The 20,678-nt window shown below is 40.2% G+C and carries 13 protein-coding genes; 9 read left to right on the top strand and 4 right to left on the bottom strand.

Annotation, left to right across the window (positions count from 1 at the left end):
* The first annotated feature begins 22 nt into the window (after positions 1 to 22).
* From QY309_07600 to QY309_07585, 4 genes are all read left to right on the top strand, one after another.
* The gene (locus QY309_07600; protein WKZ61342.1) at positions 23 to 2,164 is read left to right on the top strand and encodes a bifunctional aldolase/short-chain dehydrogenase; all 2,142 of its coding nucleotides are present in this window, start codon (positions 23 to 25) and stop codon (positions 2,162 to 2,164) included.
* A 41-nt stretch (positions 2,165 to 2,205) separates the two neighbouring features.
* Positions 2,206 to 3,543: an FGGY family carbohydrate kinase gene (locus tag QY309_07595; protein WKZ61341.1), complete on the top strand. Its 1,338-nt coding sequence runs from the start codon at positions 2,206 to 2,208 to the stop codon at positions 3,541 to 3,543.
* Between the two features lie 235 nt (positions 3,544 to 3,778).
* The gene (locus QY309_07590) at positions 3,779 to 4,927 is read left to right on the top strand and encodes an alpha-hydroxy acid oxidase (protein WKZ61340.1); all 1,149 of its coding nucleotides are present in this window, start codon (positions 3,779 to 3,781) and stop codon (positions 4,925 to 4,927) included.
* Between the two features lie 221 nt (positions 4,928 to 5,148).
* Entirely contained in the window at positions 5,149 to 6,237 is a 1,089-nt protein-coding gene (locus tag QY309_07585; GenBank protein ID WKZ61339.1) for an endonuclease/exonuclease/phosphatase family protein, read from the top strand.
* 14 nt (positions 6,238 to 6,251) lie between these two features.
* Here the strand turns inward: QY309_07585 and QY309_07580 are convergent, their stop codons facing one another.
* From QY309_07580 to QY309_07570, 3 genes are all read right to left on the bottom strand, one after another.
* The gene (locus tag QY309_07580) at positions 6,252 to 7,010 is read right to left on the bottom strand and encodes a metallophosphoesterase (protein ID WKZ61338.1); all 759 of its coding nucleotides are present in this window, start codon (positions 7,008 to 7,010) and stop codon (positions 6,252 to 6,254) included.
* Between the two features lie 158 nt (positions 7,011 to 7,168).
* Complete coding sequence (locus QY309_07575) at positions 7,169 to 7,546, bottom strand: hypothetical protein (protein ID WKZ61337.1); 378 nt, start codon at positions 7,544 to 7,546, stop codon at positions 7,169 to 7,171.
* Between the two features lie 267 nt (positions 7,547 to 7,813).
* A complete protein-coding gene (locus tag QY309_07570) occupies positions 7,814 to 8,083 on the bottom strand; it encodes a DUF2384 domain-containing protein (protein WKZ61336.1) in 270 nt (89 codons plus the stop codon).
* Positions 8,084 to 8,417: 334 nt separating this feature from the next.
* Between QY309_07570 and QY309_07565 the strand changes: the two genes are divergently transcribed.
* A complete protein-coding gene (locus QY309_07565; protein WKZ61335.1) occupies positions 8,418 to 11,600 on the top strand; it encodes an FG-GAP-like repeat-containing protein in 3,183 nt (1,060 codons plus the stop codon).
* 385 nt (positions 11,601 to 11,985) lie between these two features.
* Here the strand turns inward: QY309_07565 and QY309_07560 are convergent, their stop codons facing one another.
* Complete coding sequence (locus tag QY309_07560) at positions 11,986 to 17,526, bottom strand: carboxypeptidase-like regulatory domain-containing protein (GenBank protein WKZ61334.1); 5,541 nt, start codon at positions 17,524 to 17,526, stop codon at positions 11,986 to 11,988.
* A gap of 432 nt (positions 17,527 to 17,958) precedes the next feature.
* On the opposite strand from QY309_07560, the gene QY309_07555 reads away from it, so the two are divergent.
* Genes QY309_07555 through QY309_07540 form a run of 4 tightly spaced genes read left to right on the top strand, consistent with a single transcriptional unit; the run spans position 17,959 to position 20,605 of the window.
* Complete coding sequence (locus tag QY309_07555) at positions 17,959 to 18,789, top strand: ABC transporter ATP-binding protein (GenBank protein ID WKZ61333.1); 831 nt, start codon at positions 17,959 to 17,961, stop codon at positions 18,787 to 18,789.
* Positions 18,779 to 19,567: a hypothetical protein gene (locus QY309_07550; protein ID WKZ61332.1), complete on the top strand. Its 789-nt coding sequence runs from the start codon at positions 18,779 to 18,781 to the stop codon at positions 19,565 to 19,567. Before QY309_07555 ends, QY309_07550 begins: the two co-directional genes overlap by 11 nt.
* 1 nt (position 19,568) lies before the next feature.
* Entirely contained in the window at positions 19,569 to 19,919 is a 351-nt protein-coding gene (locus tag QY309_07545) for a GntR family transcriptional regulator (GenBank protein WKZ61331.1), read from the top strand.
* 11 nt (positions 19,920 to 19,930) lie between these two features.
* A complete protein-coding gene (locus QY309_07540) occupies positions 19,931 to 20,605 on the top strand; it encodes a hypothetical protein (GenBank protein WKZ61330.1) in 675 nt (224 codons plus the stop codon).
* Positions 20,606 to 20,678: the final 73 nt, after the last annotated feature.

Raw genomic sequence — 20,678 nt, 5'->3', positions numbered from 1 at the left:
ACCTACAATCTAAATTATCGATATGGAAAAAGTATCACCATTTAATAGTACCACTCTAAAAAGCGACTTTAAGCATGTAAGTTATTTATGGGATGATGAAAGAGCATCAAAAATGCTAAGCGAAGTGGAGCTTTTAATTTATCGATCAAATTTACTTGGATCCGATCTACGCTTGACAAACTATGGTGGAGGTAACACCTCTTGTAAGGATATGGGTATTGACCCAATTACAGGAGAATCAGTTAATATAATGTGGGTAAAAGGTTCTGGAGGTGATCTGGGCACCTTAAAACATTCAGGGTTAGCGGCATTGTATCTTAATAAACTTAGAGACCTTGAAAAAGTATACAAGGGACTCATGTATGAAGATGAAATGGTAGATCTTTTTAACCATTGTATTTATGATTTAAATTCTAAGGCTCCTTCTATTGATACACCACTACATGGATTTCTTCCATTTAAGCATATCGATCACCTTCACCCAGATGCTGTAATCTCCATTGCTGCTTGTAAAAACGGTGAGCAATTGACTAAGGAAATATTTTCTGGAGAAATCGGATGGATAGGTTGGCAACGTCCTGGTTTCGACTTAGGATTAAAATTAAGGCGATGTTTGGAAGAAAACCCAGGGATCAAAGGCATTATTCTTGGTTCACATGGCCTATTTACTTGGGGCGATTCTTCTTATGATTGCTATGTGAATACGTTAAATGTTATTGAAACCTGTTCAAGGTTTATTGAGAATAGGACAGTTAAAATCGATACAATATTTGATGGAGGGAAGATTAAATCTCTATCAGAAGAGGAGCGTAAATTAAGAGCAGCAAACCTTTCGCCAATTTTAAGAGGGCTTTGTAGTAGTGAACAAAAAATGATTGGACATTTTACTGATGATCCAAGAGTGCTCCAATTTATTAATTCACATGCGCTCAATCGTTTAGCTCCTCTGGGAACAAGTTGCCCCGATCACTTTTTAAGGACAAAAATCAGCCCACTTGTACTTGACATTGGTCCCGAGGAGGACTTAAATGCTACCGAAATACTGCGTTCCAAACTACAGAGTCAATTTGAGTCTTATCGTTCTATGTATGAGGCATATTATGAGATGCATAAACACCCCAATAGTCCCCCTATGAGGGATCCTAATCCAGTGATTATGCTTTATCCCGGAGTAGGTATGTTTGCATTTGCTAAGGATAAACAAACAGCAAGAGTTGCTTCGGAATTTTATATTAATGCGATCAATGTAATGCGTGGGGCTGAAACATTATCCGAATACATAGCCCTACCCAGGCAAGAGGCATTTAATATAGAATACTGGCTTTTGGAAGAAGCAAAACTTAAGAGAATGCCCAAAGCTAAAACTCTTTCAGGTAGAATTGCATTAGTAACAGGCAGCGCAGGAGGAATTGGAAAAGCAATTGCGAAAAAATTTCTAGACGAGGGAGCTTGTGTCCTAATTAACGATAATAACAATCTTAGACTGGATGCAACTAAGGAAGAATTTCTTAAGTCATATACATCTGATCAATTTAGTGCAATATATTTAGATGTGTCCAATAAACAGGATATCGTCAATGCTTATAAGAGAAGTTGTCTGGAATTTGGGGGGGTAGATATTATCGTTAATTGTGCAGGATTATCCATCTCCAAATCTTTAGAAGATCATACTGAAGAGGATTGGGATTTATTGTTTGATGTACTGGCTAAGGGTCAATTCCTTGTAACCAAGAATGGTGTTGAAATCTTTCGAAAGCAAAAGTTTGGGGGTGATATAATTAACATTGTTAGTAAAAATGCACTAGTATCTGGACCAAATAATTCAGGATACGGTTCAGCAAAAGCGGCTCAACTTCACTTAAGTAGATTAAATGCTGCTGAGCTTGGAAAAGAAAAAATACGGGTCAATGTAGTAAATCCAGATGCTGTAATTTTTGAGAGTAAAATATGGGAAGGAGAATGGGCGGAAGGTCGTGCGAAAGCTTATGGAATTTCAGTTGAAGAACTACCAAAATTCTATGCGCAAAGAACACTTCTGAATGAAGTTATATTGCCCGAAGACATCGCAAACGCATGTTTTGCTTTAGTCAGCGGTTTGCTGAATAAATCAACCGGAAACATTCTAAATGTAGATGGTGGAGTGCCTATGGCATTTGTTAGATAATTCTTCATATATTAATCTACAATGTATGTTATGCTTTACCTATGGCAGTTTCAGTAGTAGCTATTTTTGACATTGGGAAAACAAATAAGAAATATTTTCTTTTCGATAATCAATACTCAATTGTACACGAGGAAAGTACAACCATCGATGAATGCTTAGATTTAGATGGATATCCCTCTGAAGATTTATACGCATTATGCTCCTGGATAAATGATAGACTTGATTCAACCTTTGCAAATAAAAAGTATAGGGTTGAAGCGATAAATTTTAGTTGTTATGGTGCTAGCTTAGTCCATTTAGATCATAATTACAAAATTGCTCTTCCATTAACTAATTACTTGAAGCCTTTTAATGATCGTTTATCAAAAGATTTTAATAATCTTTATAATACTTCAAATAGACTTTTAGTTGAGACTGCGTCACCCTATCTCGGGAACCTAAATTCAGGCTTACAATTGTTTGATTTAAAACACAGTAGGCCTCAGATTTATAATAAGATAAAGGTTAGCCTTCATTTGCCACAATTCTTAGCATTTACGTTGTGTGGTGCAATCTTTTCTGATATGACTAGTATTGGATGTCACACCCTCCTCTGGGATTTTCAGAAAAACACCTATCATCAATGGGTTCAACGTGAAAATATTGATAAAAAACTTGCACCAATAGCGTTAGAAATTAATACATATCAATTCAATGATTTATCGTTACCTCTTAAAGTTGGAATAGGCTTGCATGATAGTTCATCAGCTTTAATTCCATATCTTATTAACTTTCATGAACCGTTTATTTTAATATCCACTGGAACCTGGTCGATAAGTCTTAACCCATTCAATCAGTCAGTTCTTTCATTGAATGAGTTAAATCATGATTGCCTTAGTTACTTAAGCTCTAGCGGTCAGAAAGTAAAGGCATCAAGAAAACTTATTGGACTTGAACATGAACATGAAGTAAAAAAACTTTGCACACATTTTCATAAACAAATCGATTTTTACAAGGAAATAAGGTACAATCCATTATTTAGAACTGATAAATCAACTTCTTATGGCTCCGATCTATCAGCATTTTCCTCATATGAAGAAGCTTATCATAAACTAATACAAAAGCTAGTTGATGATCAAATTACTTCCACCAATCTTATAATAGAGAAAAATAAGCCTTTGCCGCGCATATTCGTTGATGGAGGATTCAGCAAAAACTCAGTATTTATGACATTTTTGGCATCTGCATACAACAATACAGAAGTATTTGCAGCCTCCATGGCTCAAGCATCAGCATTGGGTGCCGCTTTGTCCATACATAAGTTTTGGAATAACCTACCCATCCCCCAAGATATAATTAACCTTAGATATTATTCTGGCGATATACCAATTAAGAAATGAAAATATCCAGCAAATGGAGATTTATCTCAGTGCCAATAGATTATTCATGATCATGGAAGTATATGATGCTTTCTCAATCACCGAGAAAAATAATACCGACACAAAATTCAAAATGTAAAGGAGTGGGAATCGATGATGCGGTAGTATCAGCAAGCCATTCCTGAATCTTACCCTGAGGAAAAATGTAAGTTTATGAATAAGATTATTGAAATGAACAAATATTAATACAGCAGCAATGAATTGGAATTACAACAGAACTTATCCCTCCATTGAAGATTTAAGAGAAAAAGCAAAAAAAAGAATACCACGTTTTGCTTTTGAGTATCTCGATGGAGGGTGTAATGAAGATGTGAACCTTCATAAAAACACGGACGAAATTCGCAAGGTAGATTTAATTCCTCAATATTTGAAATCAGCTGTCAATGTTAACTTGAAGACTGAATTATTTGGTCACACCTATGATGCTCCTTTTGGTATTGCCCCTGTTGGACTTCAGGGTTTGATGTGGCCGAAAGCTGCAGAGATATTGGCTGCTGCCGCAACTCAACATAATATTCCTTTTATCTTAAGTACAGTAACTACTGCGAGCATCGAACGTATTAGTGAGATCACACAAGGCAACGCTTGGTTTCAACTCTATCATCCTGCTGAAAGAGAATTGCGTGATGATATTCTTAAAAGGTTGAGTGCTGCAAGTTATCCTGTTTTGGTATTGCTCTGCGATGTGCCAACATTTGGCTACCGCCCCCGCGATATTCGCAATGGCTTGGCTATGCCGCCACGAATGACGCTAAAAAATATTCTTCAAATCATCAGTAAACCTCATTGGGCATTGAGTACTTTACTTAACGGTCAGCCTACGTTTGCTACATTGAAACCCTATATGCCAAAAGGTCAAAGCATGAAACAACTAGGTCAGTTTATGGATCGCACATTTTCAGGAAGGCTTAATGAGGAAAAGATTGCACAAATCCGTGACCAATGGAAAGGAAGATTGGTGTTGAAAGGGGTGGCAAGTGAAGAAGATGCTGAAACGGCAATCCGTATGGGTTTAGATGGTATAATCATATCCAATCATGGTGGACGTCAGCTAGACGCTGGTGAATCTGCCATTCATTCACTTGTACCTATTGTAAAAAAATTCAAACACCAGATCAAGATAATGATGGACAGCGGGATTCGGTCAGGGCCTGATGTGGCCAGAATTCTGGCAAGCGGTGCAGAATTTACTTTTTTGGGTCGCTCATTTATGTATGGAGTGGCTGCGCTGGGTGATCAGGGAGGCAATCATACTATTGCTATCTTAAAAACGCAGCTAAAACAGGTAATGGAACAATTGGGTTGCAATGATCCCTATAACTTAGATAAGCATTTAAAATTTTGAATAGAGTTATAAGGTCTTATTTGTCACTCCTTGCTGCAAAAGGTCACACCTGCACTTAAAATCTGTGCTGCAGCTTGCCAAGGGCTATTCGCACAAACAACAATAACTAAAGGTTTCGCAGCGCTCCATTCTGTAATGAAACGGGCTATCAGCTTCAATCTTTTTACCTATAAGAATGGAGTATTAAGGATTTTTAAAAGATTCCGTGTAACTTCATATCAATGCCCCGCTACTACACCATTCGCAACTACGAAGAACCTGTACGAAACCGGGTTTTGGAGAGGCTTCTCGATCTACGTCAGCAACTTGATTCAACAGTCCCTCCTACTAAACCAGACTCATTGCTGCTGGCCACCTGGAACATCCGGGATTTCGATTCCAACAAATTCGGGAACGGACCTCGCCTGCCGGAAACGTTTCACTACCTGGCTGAAGTGATTTCGAGATTTGACCTGGTAGCGGTTCAGGAAATTAATCGTGACTTGAATCCTTTAAATAGGTTAATGTATTTGCTTGGTAACGATTGGAATTTTATCATGACAGGAGTTACAGAAGGCTCATCAGGTAATGATGAACGCATGGCTTATCTGTTTAATACCAAACGGGTTCGCTTCACAAACCTTGCGGGACAGGTAGTATTGCCTAGGAAGGATTTGGTAGCAGAAGAAGGACTTCAGTTTGCCCGCACGCCATATGTGGCCAGCTTCCAGGCGGGTTGGTTTAGATTTAATTTATGTACGGTACATATTTATTTCGGCAGCGAATCTGGTGCCGCTTTGGAAAGGCGCGTTCAGGAGATAAATAAAATTGCAGCACACTTTAAAAAACTAAATCAGAAAGAGCCAGGTGACTATATTTTATTAGGTGACTTCAACATTGTAAGCCCGCAACACAAAACCATGGAAGCATTGAAGAAAAATGGGTTTGCCATTCCTGATCCTTTGAAAAGCTTCACTACTAACCTGGCCCGAAACAAATACTACGACCAGATCGCGTTCAAGCAATCAGACAAGCGGCTTGAATTTGGTCAAGCGGGGGTGTTCGATTTCCGGACTGCAGTATTTCGCAATGAAGACTTTGAAGCCTATTATGACTATATGCCGCCAGCACTTCGTGACTTTCATCAAAAAGGCAAAAAGAAAGGTCTGCGTAGAACCAAGGAGGAAAAGAAAGACTATTATAATAGAGAATGGATAACCTGGCAGATGTCGGACCATTTGTTGCTATGGAGTGAGCTTAAAGTGGATTTTACCAATGATTACTTGAAAAGCCTGTTCCCCGGAGAAAAGGCTTTAGCGGATTTTCCATAAGATCAATTTATAAGTCAAAGAACAAAATATTTAGCCGCACTGAATTCCAGGTGCTCATTTCGGCCCACATACCCGAGTTGATTGGTCAGTAACTGTGTTTTACCAATCGTGAAGTCAGGCACATTAAAATGGTGATGACCGTAGATCCAGGCATCCGGGCTATGTTCTTCAATTAATGAAGCTAGCTCAACGGCAAAACCTTCGTTGAGCGGACTACCTTTGTATACTTCAGGGTAATTGATCTTAGTTGGCACATGATGGGTTATCACAACGTTTTTTTCTGTCCTTGGCCATGCTAAAGCCTCCTGAATAAACCGAATACAATTTATATGCAATTGGTTATATGCATCTGCTGAAAAGTAATCCCCCCTATTTTTAATCACATGAAAATCACTCATTCCACGCTCAACCTGAAATCGATTAACCTCGCTTATAATAGTCCAAAGGGTTGAGAAAATAAGCGTGACACCCTCATGTATAACTACCTTATTATTGATAAGGTGAACGTTGCTCCTGATATGTTCGAGTAACACACCTGCCCGTTCTGAAATATCACTATGGTAGTATTCATGGTTACCGGGAATCCAATATGTTGTCGCAAAATGATCAGAGATATAATCAAAAAAATCATCGTGTTTATCCATTACAGAAAACGGGACTATATCCCCAGCCAAAAGTAAAATCTCTCCCTTCGGCTGAATCGGGTTTTCAATGAGGTACTGCTTATTTGCCTGAAATTCGAGATGAAGATCTGAGCAATACTGTAAGGTCATGGGCAAAGATATTAATGGTCTACTTGATAGGTACCCAGTCGGAAAAAAGCTTTGACAGATTTTTCTTAAAGCACTTTACTTCCTGAGGCACTAGTCGTTAAATGCTTAGGGAACTTCCACCGGCAATCAGCTGATGAGCTATTCACTCGGTATATAGGTTAAGCATTCACACTATCTGTCATCGGGAATAATCTGAATTTTATTCTCCAACCGATTATCAATAGAACCAATAATGAAATATTCAACGGAGAGTAGCTAATCGAAAGACTCAGTATTTGATTCATTGTGTAGATAAACAGAAAGGCATAAACAATAGCACCCATTACACGAGCTGTGAAGTTTGAAATTCTCCTGATCAGAATCTCCATTCCATTCAAGAACATGGCTTTGTTCACCTGCTCATAGTTTGTTACCAGCTGTATTTCTGGTTCAACCTTAGAAACAATGGATGGGTTAATATATCCCTTCGTTTTATGAAAATAGCTGTGGAGTGCCTCTAAATATTCAGACTTTTTGGTGTTACTAATATCATTCATGGATTAACAGAATTAATGTCTCAAGAAACAATTTGTTTTAGCGAAGTAAGCATACTTACAGACAGTTTGTGTCAGTAGAATATACTTCTACAAGTACTTTTCAATTATACAGGTTAAGTGAACCAAATAGGTTTAACGACTCCAAGAAAGGGTGGTATTTGACCAGGCTTACTTCAACTCCAGAATTCCTTCACGTTTACTAGCCTGAACTTAGTGTCAAAAAATTTACCGGTTTTGGCGGATTTTCCGTGGGACAAAAAGCATCTTTTAATAAGGAATCCCGTGACTAATTCTATTCAGAATAAAAGTCAAATCTTTGATCTCAGAAATACTGTTCATCAAATCCTTAGGGCATCTCCCTTGGCAATCAATGGACGGGGTATTCAGCCAGCGCAAGAAGTCTTCTTTGGTTAGAAAAATGGAAAGTCCCGTTTTTGCTAAGTCTCTAAGAGCCGAATCAAATCGATCTAAAGCTGCAGGATTAGCATCATCAATATCTAGTAACTCATTAAGCTGATAAAGAAAATCAGAATCCATGAAATATGTCTTAGTTCACATATTTAAGCTACCCCATTTTAATCACTTTCACAAGCATATTGATATCCCGTTTATTAGGGATAAAATGTAGGATAAAGAAAAGATTTAAGTTTTAATAAAATCGGGATAAATAAGAACAAATTCTTGGAAACAAGCCTGTATTCTGAATTTCTGAGTCACATTTTAAAAATTAATTTAATCTAAAAGTGTTGTTTAAAGTTCTTTCTTAATTATCCATTCTATCATCACCAAATGAAGGATAAAAATTGGTAAATTGACTGGATTTACTGGAAACACGTCCCCTACCTCTAATTTTTTTGAAATACTTTCTTTAATGACCCAACCAGCATCATTATATATGCCCAAACCTCAATTTTTTGCCCTGCTACTGCTTTTTGACATTTCTGCTGCTCTTGGGCAAATAGTTTTTGAGAAAGCATTACCCTATACAGAAGTAATGCTTGGTGGCCAGTCCATAAGCGGAGAATACTACTTTTTCCTCTCTGACGATTATCTTAACAAATATGATCAGTATGGAAAATTCATCGACAAAGTAGCCACTTCTGGCCACTATGATATTGCTGTTACTGGAAATGAAATTGTACTTGCCGGTGAACGTAATGGCGGATTGACGATCACGAGATTTGATTATGATTTGAATTTAGTTTCGGACTGGTTTTTCGGTTATAGCCGATCGTTCAATAAGATTTATATCGAACCTGTTCTTTCGGGTGGTTACCTTGTTTTCTTATCACGTACAATTATTCCTGCAGGAACATACCAAGACCTCAGGTTATTTGCCTTATTCATTAATGATGATGGTGTTAAAGTTTGGGATAACCAGCTTCCCGGATCTCTTTCATGTGAAGCAGCAGCAATTGTACCTGCTGATGAAAATAATCAATTCTACCTGTTGGCAAACGAGTTTGAATACACGACCACTACAAAATATATTGGTCGCGTTACAAAAGTTGACCTGACAGGGAATTTTAGTACAGATGAGACCCTGAATGATGTTATCCTAATATCGGGTCATATAAAGCCAACAGGCATTGACGTTTTAGCCAGGGAGTCTACGCAATTGAGTGTATACAAATTGGATGAGTCGGCACACGTGATTGACAAAACAATTGTTGCTCAATCAGTCGATTTCAATCATACACTCCCAGAGCATGTCACCCTAAATGAAGAAGATGGGTTATCAGTAATGGGAAGGACAACAGGTGTTCAACTTCCTGCTGGTTTTTTTATACTACGCACTAACGAAAATTACCAGTTAACTGACACTGTATTATTTAATCGTGGTTTACCCGGGTCAAAAATGAACGGGTTTATAAAAACAACGGATAATGGTTATTGCATGTTTGGTGTTGTATACCCACAACGGCAAACAACTCCCCCCTATCCGACTGCATTCGTTATGAAAATGGATTCAACGTACAGCACAGGCTACAGACCTTCCTTTACCATTTCAAATATTCCCTTAGGGCTCTCCGCTGATATACCGATGTATTGGATGGATTATGATAATGACGGTGACTTGGATATGCTCACCATCAATTATTTAGCCATGAGGTTATTTAAAAATAATGGGAATGGTGAGAGCTTCACGGAAATTACGAATGTATTTCCCCCTGTTACCAATGGTACCGCCATCAGCATTGCTGATTATGACAACGATGGATTCGAAGACGTGTACGTTCAGCGCGGTTATGGTTGGGCGGAAACAAATATTTTATTCCGAAATCAAGGAAATGGCACATTTCAAAGCATAACTGACACAGGTTTGACGGATGATGCATCTATTTTGAGTCCATGCACATGGCTTGATTTCAATGCTGATGGGTACATGGACTTATTTTCACCAGGAAGACTGTATGTCAATGATGGCTTGGGGAAATTTAAGAGAATATTTGAAGATGAAATTACAGCAGGCAATGTTTGGATGGACGTTAATGGTGATGGTTATCGTGAGCTACTTGCTATCGGTAGTTTTATTGAAGAGCATATATATCTGAATGATCATGGAAGAAATCTGATAAGAACACCTCTGAGCAATTTTTTCATGCCTCATGAATATTTACCAGGGATTGGTACTCTTTACGATTGGGATGTTGTTACATATGACAAGGAAAACAAACCCACCAGCATTATTGCCTTAGGTACAAATTGGGATTTCATGTACAATATGAAATTGAATGGCCTGTACGAAAAAGAACCTATGGCACAGGATATCGTGTTTGATAATGAACCAAAAAATTTTGTTCAAGTTGATTTTGATAACAACTCATACCAAGATCTTTTCTTCAATGGCAGTGGATCCTCTTCTACAGAGTTATATGAACTGCTATTTAACCGAGCTGATGGGCCGGCAGGCTACTCTTTTATGCGTGAATTGCCGGAAGCTAAAAGATTGTTTCAATCCTTTAGCTGGATTGACTTGAATGAGGATGGCACACTCGACCTGATCGGTACCTCAGGATCCGATCTGCAAGTGCTCACGTCAACACCTACCTCCAATAATTGGATAGCCATTAAATTGGAGGGTGTCTCTTCATCACCATCAGGAGAAGGAGCTATTATTAAGGTCAAGGTAAATAATCATTGGCAAACTAAAGTAATTAGAAGTACAGCGGCACACAATCGTACTTACGAGAGAGAAGCTCATTTCGGAATCGGAAATAATGTAAAGGCCGATAGTGTTATTGTGCATTGGCCCTCAGGATGTATTCAATCAATGATAGCTGTACCAGCTAATCAGCGGCACACACTTCGCGAAAATTGCTCCGGTGAAAATCCAATTTTAGAGTGGACAGAAAATGTATGTAAAGGTGAAAGTGTAGAGGTAGTGGTACTTAATGATGGTGAACTATTTAGCTGGTTTACATCTACTACAAGTGAAGTCCCTCTTGGTGAATCTGGTAAATCCTTATTTATAGATACCCTGACCAGAAGCACGATTTTGTATGTTGCCAATGCAGACTCTTCTATTCTTTCACGTAGAATTCCAGTACCTATACAGGTATATGAAAAACCTAATTTTATTTTGGAAATTGATTCTATTAACTCAACTACATATCAATTTTCTCCTTCTTCTCATTCGGGAATTAAATCATATGAGTGGTCTATAAATGGTGAAATAGTGTCTTCTGAACCCATATCCGAAGTTGAGTTATCTGAATCACAGCTTTATACTATTTGTTTAGAGGCATCAAACCCAGGATGTGAAACGATTGTGTGTGATGAAGTCTTTTTATTAGTCACCAGCTTAAACCAAGAAAATGAGCTCACATTTGATATTTTTCCAAATCCTGCAATGCGTTATCTGCAGATAAAGCATCGCGGAGAAGAATTCTTTAACGTTAAATTGTTAGCCCCAGACGGAACGTGTGTTTTTAATGAATTGAACAAGTCTGAATCGAACATACTGATGGAAAATCTTCCAGCTGGCACGTATTTTTTAATCATTGAACAATCGTTAAAAAAGAAATTTTCATTTAAAATAATCAAGCTGTAATCAGTGTAGTTGTAATGATAGAGTTAATGGATGCATGACCTTCGCTAATTCCATCAATAATGTCCTGTTGAGAGGGTGATTCAATAATATAAATATGAGTTAGCTCCTTGAGTTTAAAATTAGGATCTGACATAATCCAAATTTAATGGAAATGAAGTGAACAATACCCACCCAACAGCAACACCCATTGTCAAGCCACACATCCCTCCCACTTCCAAAGCCCGCCAAAGAGTGCTGCTGCCTTAGACCGTTGTGAAAGAGAAAAATTGTTTATTGAAATGCCCACGCTAAAAAACTTTCCATGAAGATTTCGGTAAGGCCCGGATACCAAAGCTATGTTAACATAACGCAATGACATTATACAACAACTTGACAGGTTACTTTACTACTCCACCTTCACCATTTTTAAATCTGTATTGGCGTTTACTACCGGTACGTACATCAACGATACTTGTGATGGATTGAGCACGAACTTTCCGGTAAACCGGGGAAGTAATGAAACTGTAAACGTATGGGTTCCGGCTTTCAGGTTTTCACAGAATATGACCGCCTTCTCTTTAAAATATTCGCGGTGTGTTTCTTTGCTCCAGTCCTGTCGTTTATCGTTATAACTGCACGCGCCCGGTATTGGAACTTCAATCATTACATATTCCATGGAGGCATCCCGTTTAACATGCACTTCAACCAGCAGGTTAACGGGCTCACCTGCCTGGAGCGTAGTTTTCTTGTTCCCGAGTGAAGTTTTAATGGTAAATCCTTCAACACCGGTTTTGGCAACCGTAACGCGTTCCAGGTTGTATTGCATGAAGTAAAGCGGTACGCCTGATACCTTTTCAATGCGCAGTTCTTCGCCAGATTCAAGTTCAATCCGGTAAGGAAACTTCGTAAGTTCTTCATTAACCCTTCCCGCGAGCTTCACTTTTGCAACCTGGCCACTGGTTGCCCCGGCTTTTAGCAGATCAGGCAATACACTCATCAGCACGTTGGCGCTATGGTAGGTGTTCCATGAATTTTTTCTTCTTTCCTTTAGAAAATACAACTGCATGGGGATAGTTAATTCACGCAAGGCTGAATCACGCTTCACCATGCGGTATGCAATTGTATTAGCCGTAAGCTCGTTACGATACCAGTATGGAGATGACCCATCGGTAAAATTTACATCTCCGAGTATCCCCTCCCTTTTATAATGCAACAGCGAGTCACGTTCATAGGGAATATTATTGAGCTGCTTCACTTCCAACACCAGTAGTTTTTCCAACAGGAATGCCGGTTTCCATTTTCTTTCACCTGTCCGGATATTTTTAATAAACTGGCTTTGGAAAATAACTGAATCCATTTTACTCACCAGCGTGGTATAGTCTAATGGAATGTTCCACATGGCCAGCGCATTCAACAAGTCAGCATCCGACACGCGGATTTCTTTTTGAAATTCATACCGGTAAGAAGCTTTTCTGGTCAGGTTCTTTACATCAAGGTTCACGGTGTATCCGGCATCTTGCGCAGCCTTCAGCGCCCGCAAAATGTGAGCCGACATCCAGTATGAAGTATTTGATGAAACACCCCACCACGACCATAGAAATTCTTCATTTTGATTTTTCAACAGGCGGTTGATTATCCTGTTGACGTCCTTATCGTAGCGGAAGGGTTTTCCCTTAAACTGCATCACGAGCTTGTTGCTTAGCAAGCCCAGCAGTTTGGAGGCAAGCTGTTCATTGCAATCGTACCGGTAGTGAATCAAGCTTTCTGCATCGCGGGCATAAACTTCAATGGGGTTGTCGAGTATCTCTACAATGGTTACTTCGTTTTCTTTTGCCCTTACCACGATGACTTCGTTTTCCTTCAGGATGTCGAGTGTACCGTTTGCTCGGATTATGCCCTGTTCAAAAACGGGTATCTCCCGCTCCTCTCCCTCGAGGTATCCATCATCGCGGGTAAAAATGAATTTCCCTTTGAGGGTGTCAGTCGAGGCGACCGATGTGTATAATTTCTCGGAATGAAAATCCGTAAATGAAATGCTCTTTTCCTGTTCGTTACCCGCGAGCGTCCATTTTATTTTTCCGTTGATGGTTGAATCCTGGGTGTAGTTCAACACTTTACCCAACAGAAAAACAGAATCACCCTTGGTAAGAAATTGCGGTACATGAAACTCGGCCATTAACGGCTTGTATGATTTAATGCTCTTCCTGGCAGTACCGGTTTGAAGCCGCCTGTTCATGGCATAAACGGTCGCATCCCAGCGGGCAATATTATCCGGAAATGTAATGTTGAACTTCGATTCACCATCCTTGTCAGTGAACAGCGTTGGTTCCCAGAAGCCAACATCGGAGAAATTGGATCGGATGCTGTTCAAATTAAGTAGCTCCTGATAGAGTCGTTGTTCAGCCTCTTTAATCTCCTCATTGCTTTTTTCTTCGATAGCTTCGTCCTCTTCATAATCTCCGTCAATAGCAACACCTGCTACCCTTCCTTGTAAAGATGAGACAGCTGAACTCAGGTAACTTTTTTGAGTAGCACCGTAGCCTACTACAACCACTTCCTGCAGTTGTGTAACATCAGCTGCCAGAGCTACCGATATTACCGTTCCGGCCTGTACTTCAACCTCTTTTGTTTGCAATCCAATGAAACTAAATACCAGTATAGAAGGCGATTCGGTAATGCCAATCGAAAACTGTCCATTGATGTCAGTAACAGTTCCAAATGCAGTGCCTTTAATCATCACATTTACGCCTGGAATGGGAGAGTTATCCTCTGCACTCAGGATGGTTCCTTGCACATTTCCATTCACAGCCTTTCTTGAGTACATGCGAAAGGTTCGTGACTGAGGTATCTCCGGATAGCAATTGTCCGGTGGCCTTTGGAGCCATGCCCGCGATGCCTGATCAGGAGGATGAACAGTTTGTTGGTTGAAATTGATAACAGCTTTTGTGAAGGAACGTAACTCAACGGCATTGACTTTAAAATAGCGACCGTTGTTGTACAACACGATTACGTTGTGGCAACCACGTGGAAGATTGAAATACCCCGCTTGCTGTGAATAATTTCTGCAGGGCGAAACAAGCTTCTCGCTTTTGCATTCTTCTAACAACACACTGGCAATCCCCGTTTTCTCTTCTTCTTCAGGAAGCAAGAGGGTAAGCCTCATGGATTTATCAACATAATCGATGGTACGGGCATGCCATTTCCTATCTGGCTCAGGAATAGCCTCCAGAAACTCTTTCTTCGTTACTACCCGATCACTCATTGTTATAGATGGATCGAGCGTTGTGTTGAATAGTCTAGTCGGTATCAGATCTTTTGAATCAGTCTTGTACACCACATTATCTTCAAAGGCATAGTTAAACCCGCCCATATGCTGATAGGAAACTGACGTAAGTCCAACTCCGGAAAAGGTCTGTCGGCCCGGTGCTACCGGACCAGCCGTTACGAAATTGGAATTGCCGCGCCCATTAAAAAGTGGAACAAAGCCAGCTGCCGACTCCAGGTAACCTTTTGTTGATGAAGGTTTAAACCCGGCAATGTATTGCGTATATCTGTTGATCTCAGTCGGTGAAAAAACGGGCGGTTTGCGAAACTTACGTTTCTTGGAAGGCTGATATAATTTCACCACCTCTACCCCTTTCGGTAAGTGATCCAGGTCGATACTCAAAATTGTTTTCTTACCGGCTTCGAACTGAATGGAATCCAGTATCAACACACGGTCGTGAAGCCTGAGCGTAACGTGACTTTTCTTTTGAGAAGAAACGTAAAAGGAATAGCTTGGGGGCATTACTACCCATGAATAATAAACCGGAATGCGATTTACTTCAATGACATAGATTTGTTGGGCTATACCGTCTTTCATCACATAAGGCGCAAACTGTGCGCTGTCATTGATGGCGTAGGCATACTTAAATTGCCCGGAATATGGATACGTGAATTGATAGTATTTCATCGTATCGAGATGCGAACGCCTTTCCCATTTGCTATACTCCAGATCAAGTATGGCCATCCGATTATTAACAACCTCCTTACTGAAGTCGGCACTCCTGCTTCGCCCTGAAGAGGTGGATCCATAATAAGGAAGTGAAGGTGCATAATAACCCAGCTTGGAAGTGACGGCAAAGGCAGTCAGATCAACATTGGAAACAGGTCTCCCCTCCTGATCTTCAACCTTGATCAGTGCTTCAACGGATTGGCTCGGATAAACTTTTTCGGGAAGATTAACGGACACGTTCAGTATGTCGTCCATGAAAGGGAATTCCTTGGCCAGGATATTTTCCTGACCTCCAAAAGTATAAAGGAGTTCAACCGTAAACGTTCCTAAGCGATCAGTAATCGCTGACTTGTACTCAATGTTTGTTCCCGACCCTCTGCTCAGCAGGTCATTTCCTTGATAGACAAACCAGGATACATCAATTTTCTGAGGATTATCCAAGGAAACATTAAAGCTGTCTTTCATAATCCCACCCTTGATTTCAAGCGTTGGAATCAGGTTGCGCATACTGAAATTGCGTGAAGCCTGTTCGGTTTCAATTCGCACGTTGGTAATAACCGGATTTAATTTTTCTTTAAATGGCAGCACTACGCTTAAAGAATCAAAATCACTGTGAACGATCTTTGCTGAAACATTTTTTAATGCAACTCCACTGCTTTGAAGTTCATAAATGATGCTGTCATTCGAAAAGCGGGTTACCACTTCATACTTGGAGAAAAAATGAACAGCTGAAACCGACTGAACAATACGTTGGTTTTCACTATTGGTAACAATGACATCAACGTTATAGGCCGTATTTGATTTCCCAAACAAATCCGATGGAATACTGATCACAGTAGGTCCAGCTGGATCCAGCATCATTTTTTTATGAAGCAAGGTGTCGGGAAGAATAACAACCGGATCGAATGTCTCGCGAATGGCATTTGTAGTCACAATGATAGTTGCGGTAGCATCTTTAAGTATGAGCCCGTTGACATCGGTTGCCTTAATGATCAGTTCATTATCGAGCGGATGAAATTGCCGATCTGTTTTTAGTTCAACTTCCAATTTATTTCCAAACAATTCATAGTCTTCATACTTAAATTGACTGCTGGCCACTACCCTTCCATTTTTTTCACGCAACTGCAGCGTGTAATTTTTATCTAATGTCAGCTTAAGCGAATCATGCAGATGTAACTCACTGGCGTAACTTCCGGGTCGGTGTGGTTTTACAAGACTGATTTTCTTAGACCTGCCCCTATCGAGCAGCCAAACTTCAAGTTCCTTTCGTAACGGTGATCTTCCTCCCGTCAACGCATACGATTTAAAACGCACCTGTTCATTCGGTTTATACCGGTTTTTATCCGTGATCATATAGCTATAGAAATCGGGGCCATCGTCATTGTTGTAGTAGTAGTTATCATACCACGATGGAACTTCGTGTTTCTCAATGTTAAAGACACTTCTAAAGTCCTCAAGCTCAACCGTTACATAGCGTTTCTTGCCTGTAAACCATTCATTTTCCATCCGATAGGTTTTTGTTAACGTATCGATTCGGATTTTTTTTAAGCCCAATTTCACTTTAGCATCTTCCCGAATATTTCCTTCGAGGTCAAGCACCTGGAGTGCGAGAGCACCAAACTCTTTTAGCAGAAATACCTGATACGGAAAAACACTTGTGTATTCGCAATGAATTTTATTCTTATGAATACGAACCAGAATAAAGTGACCCTTTGATGGTCGCTCTGTCCATCCGGTATTAATATCGAATGTATCAATAACGGAATGCAACAAGTCCTTAAAAATTTCATCGGTTTTGGATGTGGTCAATAACTTTTGTGCCTCCTGATTACTAATCTGATACACAAAACCCTTTTGCGGGCCAAGCTCCCAATGGATGGGTTGTGCTTGGGTATTTAGTGCGAAGAACCAGAACAGGATGATGTAAAAAGTTGTAAGCGTATAGTTTCTCATAGGCAGAAGGTAAAAATGAATATCATCCTTTAGATGCGTACTGTCACGTTATTCCATAACGGAAAATAGATTAAATTCTGCTAGCCACCAATATTTCTTGGTGCGGAATAGCTGAGCAAATACTACATTGATCACATCCAGTCTAAATACCCTTTTGTGTATGTAGTTTCGCTCTGCATCTCCCCTAAATTACTTTTTCAAGAACATTGATTATTTATATTCTTAGTTGCTCCTACTACTTACTCCTCCTTCAATATTTTAACCGGGCTCATGTGTTAATCTTAATGGCCTGGCAGTCGACTGAAAGGATGCATTGCCAACATGGCTCCTCATAAATAAAAGTTATTAATCTATGCCCATCCATTTGGAAAATTGAAAACAATCCTCCATTATTACACTGTATTAGTAAAGTAATACAGTAAATCAGATATAATGGTTATTATCAACGACTTAGGATTTAGGTACTCCAAAAAAATACAGCCACTCTTCCACGAACTGAACTGTGAACTCACTTCCGGTAGCATTGTGGGGCTGTTGGGTAAAAACGGAGCCGGCAAAACAACTTTGCTGAAACTGATGATTGGATTGCTGCGGCCAACGGAGGGAACGGTGCGCATTATGGATCAGCAACCAGCTGAACGCGAGCCATCACTGCTGCAGGATATGTATTTCCTGCCCGAAGAATTTCATCATCCCAGTGTTACCATCAGGCAATATGTAAAGGCGAATTCCGGATTCTATCCACGCTTTGATCAGGAACTGCTCAAGCGTTTAATCACCGACTTTGAACTACCCGAAAACAAACGCCTGAATGAACTTTCCTACGGTCAGAAAAAGAAATTCCTCATCTCGTTTGCGCTATCTACCAAATGCCGGCTACTGGTTTTAGATGAACCGACCAACGGATTGGATATACCTTCCAAGTCAATTTTCAGAAGAGTGATGGCGGGCTCGTTGGATTCGGATCAGCTGGTGATCATATCCACGCACCAGGTTCGCGATGTGGAAAACCTGATCGACAGGGTACTCATGCTCGAGCAGGGAAAATTCATCATGCAGAAAAACATCTATGAGATCGCGTCAAAACTGCATTTCGCCACCACGTCATCACCTGAAGGTGAGCATATTCTGTACCGCGAGATGGTGCCCGGTGGTTACAAAGTGATTACATCACAAACAGACGGAAGTTCTTCCGTTGACATTGAATTATTGTTCAATGCGATTTCCCATGGAACCGAAAAAATGAGAGAATATGTCAAATAATATATTCAGTCGGAAACGTTTCTTGTTGCTCTTCAAGCAGCATTTCATTCACAACGCACAGTTGCTGTTGCTGTCGACAGGCGCTTATGTGGGTGTCATTTTCATTGTCTTGTCGCTTACGCAGATTGGCATTGATCTTAAGCCTCATGGTTTAGAAAACTTTCAGGGTTTCCTGATCGGGTTTGTCACGGTGTTTGGCATTCTCTATGTCGGTCACGCCTTTCCGGCATTCCGGTCGAAAGAGAGTACCATCCATTACCTGATGATACCTGCATCGGTATTGGAGAAATTTATCTTTGAGTTTGTGAGCCGGATCGGTATAATCCTGTTATCGTTGCCATTGTTGTTTTGGTTAACCTTCCATGTGCAGGGATACTTCTTTTCCATATTCACGGAGGAGATTTTCAGCCCCATCGGTATACAGAACCTGGTTCTGATTGATGATGTACCACCTGAATACCAGTTGTTGATTTATTCACTCGTAACGGGTGCCGTATTGTTTGCCCTTTCATTAGCGTTCACCGGTGCCGCCATGTTCACCAAACAACCCCTGGTTAAATCACTTTTTGCGGTGGCGGTAATCGTCATGTTCTTTGTCGGGTATAGCTACATTGTTATTGAGCACCTGGGAGTAGGAAAATATAATCCTCCCGAACACATGTGGTTGGTTCCATTGGAAGAGGATAATGCGTTGAAGGCAGTAACCGTTGCGCTTTTTGCAGGCACAGCCGTGATGCTCTTTGTGGCATTCCGAAAATTAAAAGAGCGGGAGGTGTAGTATGCAATTTCAGGAAGGCAAAAGTATTTTTCTGCAAATAGCAGATACCATTACCGAGAAGGTAGTGAGCGGTGAGTTTCCCGCTGGCGAAAAGATACCTTCTGTGAGGGAACTGGCTGCTGAGATGGGTGTGAATCCGAATACCGTTATGCGTACGTATAGTGAACTGCAGGCCATGAACATTATAGAAAATCAGCGAGGTATCGGGTACTTCGTAAATCCCGAAGCGAAAAGCATTATCCTCAAAGACAAGAAGCAGGAATTCTTCAATAAAGTCTTACCCGAATTTCTCAGGCAGGCAGCCCTGCTCGGCATTAGTGCCGATGAGTTAAAAAAACATCTTGAATCTTGAATGGAACTACTATGAAGCTCAGCAATAAAATACTTATCGGATTTTTAGGATTCATCTTTCTTTACCTGACTGCAGCATTTGCTGAGTTGAGGCTGAATGGCATACCCAACGTTATCAATGACACGAACAGCATAGCGGAGACGGTAGATCTCGCAGCCATTTCGTATCTTAATATCAAGGACGTGGATAAAACTGTACACGTCATCGTCTCGGATCTCCCGCGATTAGAGGTGCGCAGCTTTTCTGGCGACTGGCTGACAAAATTAAAGTTTTCAGTTTCTGGTGATACGCTTACGCTATCGGATTTTCACGCGGAAGACACAAAAGTCAAAATCTCTGTTTTTGTACCTAAAACTCATCTAAACGGAATTACCATACAAACGGGTACAGCTATTGTGAATGGGTTGAAACAAGATCTGTTACACCTTTCACAAAAGTCGGGAAGCATCTGGATAACGGATAGCCAACTAATAAAAATGGATGTTAACCTGGATCAATCCTATTTAGAAGTATCAGGCACCACGTTGGACACGTTGTCGGCACAGATTGAACGTTCACGAGTAAACATCCTCTCCCCTGTCGGCATCTTGCAAGGTTCCATGAAAAACAGTGCTTCTTTGAATCTGAGCAATGTCGAAGAGATTCAAGTAAAGAAAGATAAAAGCAGCCGATTGCTCATGTATTAGTACTAAAGGTCACAGGGCTGTGTAACAAAACATCAGATAAATCTTCTCCTCTTTAAAGTAGTCTATTATGCAA

The sequence above is a fragment of the Cyclobacteriaceae bacterium genome, from assembly GCA_030584025.1.
GTDB lineage: Bacteria > Bacteroidota > Bacteroidia > Cytophagales > Cyclobacteriaceae > UBA2336.
This window is presented reverse-complemented; position numbering and strand designations above follow the sequence as displayed.